This window comes from Mesorhizobium sp. WSM4935, from assembly GCF_029625735.1.
Taxonomy (GTDB): Bacteria; Pseudomonadota; Alphaproteobacteria; order Rhizobiales; family Rhizobiaceae; genus Mesorhizobium.
Genome location: NZ_JARTVR010000036.1, coordinates 1 through 3,698 on the forward strand (window position 1 = coordinate 1; position 3,698 = coordinate 3,698).

General features: G+C 58.5%; 3 protein-coding genes. All 3 read left to right on the plus strand.

The features are described from left to right. A partial coding sequence (locus tag P9273_RS31940; protein ID WP_127313226.1) for an exopolysaccharide production repressor protein occupies window positions 1–245 on the plus strand: 245 nt, incomplete at its 5' end. A 236-nt stretch (window positions 246–481) separates the two neighbouring features. After that, window positions 482–1,495 carry a 1-aminocyclopropane-1-carboxylate deaminase gene (locus P9273_RS31945; protein ID WP_024505903.1) on the plus strand — a complete coding sequence of 338 codons (1,014 nt, stop codon included), beginning with the start codon at window positions 482–484 and terminating at the stop codon, window positions 1,493–1,495. 599 nt (window positions 1,496–2,094) lie between these two features. Continuing rightward, window positions 2,095–3,252: a TlpA disulfide reductase family protein gene (locus tag P9273_RS31950; protein ID WP_063170386.1), complete on the plus strand. Its 1,158-nt coding sequence runs from the start codon at window positions 2,095–2,097 to the stop codon at window positions 3,250–3,252. The last annotated feature ends 446 nt before the right edge of the window (window positions 3,253–3,698 follow it).

Here is a 3,698-nt window from a genome sequence, read left to right on the forward strand (position 1 = left end):
GCACTTCATCTTTTTGTCGGCTCGTGGGGCTGGTCCTGTGCAGCAATGCGTCGATGGTTTACTTCGCTTTGGATTCGCTCCGTGTGGCAGTCGTCACGACGCTGGCCTGTTCGCTGCTGCTTCAGGCCGGCTACTTCGGCCGCGTGCTCTTTCTGATCTGGCAGTCCTCTAGCCGCGCTCGTGGAACTCGCCACAGGGGCCAGCATGCCGATGGTTACAGGAAAGCTCGGGTACCAGTCGTCTGACTCTGATCAACTGCGGAATGCAATTTTCAGCTGTGTCCCGGCTTGGTCGAATGCCCAGCATGTGCTGCTGCTTTGATGCGCGGATGACAGGATCAGTGCTCAGACCCACACCAATTTTGGTCACCCTCTGATGACTGAGCTGATCGTATAGGGAATCTGTGTTCGGCTAACACGCGACCATACCCCTGGGCTGACCGGTGCGTAGCAGGTTCAGGTACTTTTTTGCTGGAGATAGCATGCTGGAAAAATTCGAACGTTATCCGCTCACCTTTGGACCCACGCCGATCGAGAGGCTCGACCGCCTCGGCAAGCATCTGGGCGACAAGGTGGAAATCTACGTCAAACGCGAGGACTGCAACTCCGGTCTCGCGTTCGGCGGAAACAAGCTGCGCAAGCTCGAATACATTGTGCCCGACGCGATCGCGTCAGATGCCGATACGCTCGTCACAATCGGTGGCGTGCAGTCCAACCATACGCGCATGGTCGCTGCGGTCGCCGCCAAGATCGGCATGAAATGCCTCCTGGTCCAGGAGAGCTGGGTCCCACATGATGATGCTGTCTACGACCGGGTCGGCAATATCCTCTTGAGCCGCATCATGGGGGCAGAGGTGCGCCTGGTTGACGAGGGCTTTGACATCGGCATCCGCCGCAGCTGGGAAAAGGCACTTTATGAAGTCAAGGCAAGGGGCGGCAGGCCATATGCGATACCTGCCGGCGCCTCTGTCCACAAATACGGCGGCCTGGGCTATGTGGGGTTCGCTGAGGAGGTGCGTGCCCAGGAAGAGCAGCTTGGGTTTGCCTTCGACTATATCGTCGTCTGTACGGTGACTGGTTCAACCCACGGCGGCATGCTCGTCGGGTTCGCCAAGGATGGTCGACAGCGCAACGTGATCGGTATCGATGCCTCCGCCATGCCCGCCAAGACCAAGGCGCAGGTGCTTGGCATCGCCCAAAATACAGCGAAGCTCGTCCACCTCGGAGCGGAAATTGTCGAGGCAGACGTGGTGTTGTTCATGGACTACGCGTACCCGGGTTATGGCGTTCCATCGGAGGAAACCAAAGAGGCAATCCGTTTGTGCGCGCGGCTCGAGGGCATGATTACGGACCCCGTTTACGAGGGCAAATCGATGCAAGGGATGATCGACCTCGTCCAGAGGGGCTTCTTTCCACAGGGATCGAGGGTCCTCTACGCACATCTAGGCGGCGCACCGGCGATCAACGGGTACGGCTACACCTTTCGCAACGGCTGACGTTCGGCAGTCTGCGATTCCGCGGTCGCGCTCGAACGTGGGTAGGTAGCGTCGTTCGAGCGCTTGGCTGGAGAAGTGGAGGCAGCGACGGGCATCCACTAATTGGTACCATTACGTGCTGTCGGTGCTCAACGCCACGCGCATTGAGCGCATGCCGCCGTTGGCAACCGCGAGGCGAATTTTGACTCCGGGGCAAGAATCCACACGCGGCGGTGGCGGCACGAGGACCAAGCCGGCGAGTTCGCGCTTTCGAACTGGCGCCAAACTGCCACTGCTCGAGGGCCGAGGCCAGTCTAATCACAGGCGAGCCGTCCAAGCTCTCAAGAGTGATAGGGCGAAACCCGACAGCGGCAGAAGACATGTCGGGTTCACGACAATCGGCCGCATTTGGCCTCGTGGAGAATTTCAAAGCATTTCCCGCCGCTTACCGGAGCTGAGGGAATTGGCACCTCCGTTGCAGCTTGATGTGCGGCAACACGGTGAGAGCTTCGCTGAAGCAAGCCAGAGGGAGCGATGCCCTCGAGACCGTGTCCGATTTTGACTGGAAAATATTCCGCGACAAAAGAGACGAAAGGTGTGGAATGACTTTGGACACCAAGATGGAACTGCGTATGGGGTCCCCGGCTCCTGCGATCAAAGTGGAGAACTGGCTGCGTGGCGAGCCCCTCACGAACTTTCGGCCCGGCAAGGTCTACCTCGTTGAGTTTTGGGCGACTTGGTGCGGACCATGTGTCGACGCCATGCCCCATTTGATCGAACTGCAGGAGAAATATGAAGGCAGCGGATTTGAGGCGGTCGGAGTTGCCGCCTGCGAACAGGGTCCTACCGCAGACGAGGCGCGGACCAACGTGGATGCCTGGCTGACCGAGGAGTTCCCGAATCTGAATTATCGTATCGGGTTCGATTACATTGGCGAAATGAACAAGCTCTGGATGGATCCCAGCTCTTCGATTGGGATTCCCACCTCGTTCGTGGTCGACCGCGACGGCCACATCGCTTTTATCGGCCACCCGGCGGAACTCGATGACGTTTTGCCGAAAGTCCTTAACGGCAGCTGGCGCAGCAGCTATGAAGCGAAAGCCGCCGATGCAAAGCGCATCGCGCATAACCAACTTGCAGCGCGCGAAATGTCGCTTACCGGGCCGATATACGCCAAACTTGAGCCGGCGATGCAGGCCGAGGATTGGACGGCGGCGCTCTTGGCCATCGAAGAAGGCCTCGCCTTGATGCCAGACTCTTGTGAGTTCCGGCAGATTCATGCGGATCTTCTGCTTCACAAGCTGCGCGACATCAAGACCGGCATGCCGGTCATGCGAGAATTGGTCGAGGACGCGATCGACAAAACGTCCGACGCGGTGTCGTGGATGGCCTTGGCCCTCAACCAACTCTTCGATCCCACGATGGACAATTCCCATCTTCCGCGCGCGGAGCGCTTTGCGATGGGCAACGAGCTCTCGGAACAGATACTGGCACTCAATCCCCCGAACGGCGATGGCCCGTTTAAATACCTCCGGTACCTCCCGGTAGCTCAGTATTATTACGAGAGCGGCAACAAAGATCGCGCAATCGAGTTGATCGAGGTGGCACTGAAATCGGTGGACCGGCTGGGGCCAATTCCGGACCACACCAAACAGTACTATCTTACCCCATTGCTCGAAGCACTGGCCAACTACACGGGTGAGCCTGCCTGTCACGCGGATCTTTGTGTGGCTCCGCAAAAGAAGGCACCCGAAACTCAAAACGAAGTCACTTCCTGAGCAAGAATCGCGAAGGGACTGACAATTGGAATTGAACACTGGCCAATCCGCCCATCGAAGCTCTCTTCGCAGCAAGTATGTCGATGCAGCAGGGCGGCGGCTTGCGGAAGGTTGGATTTCAATTGCGTTGACCACCGGTCGGATCGCGGCGCAGACGATGTGCGCCGCGAATTCGCGCCGCAGGTCTCGCACTCGTGGACATGTCGAGGTCGGCCACGGGGCACTCTTGGGGTTGGCCCGCCCAAGCCATTCGTCGGCCACGCAAGCGGACCCGGAGTGGGCATCGCAGGAAAAGGAAATCGTACCTCGAAGACGAAGACTGAAATGACGAACAACGAAATTCCTCCGGTTGGCCCTGCTGTCAACAATGACGACGAGGCCCTTGCTTCCCCGTTCGTCAAATGCCTCCTGCGGCTCATTCGTACTCAGGATTCCTTCGGCTTATG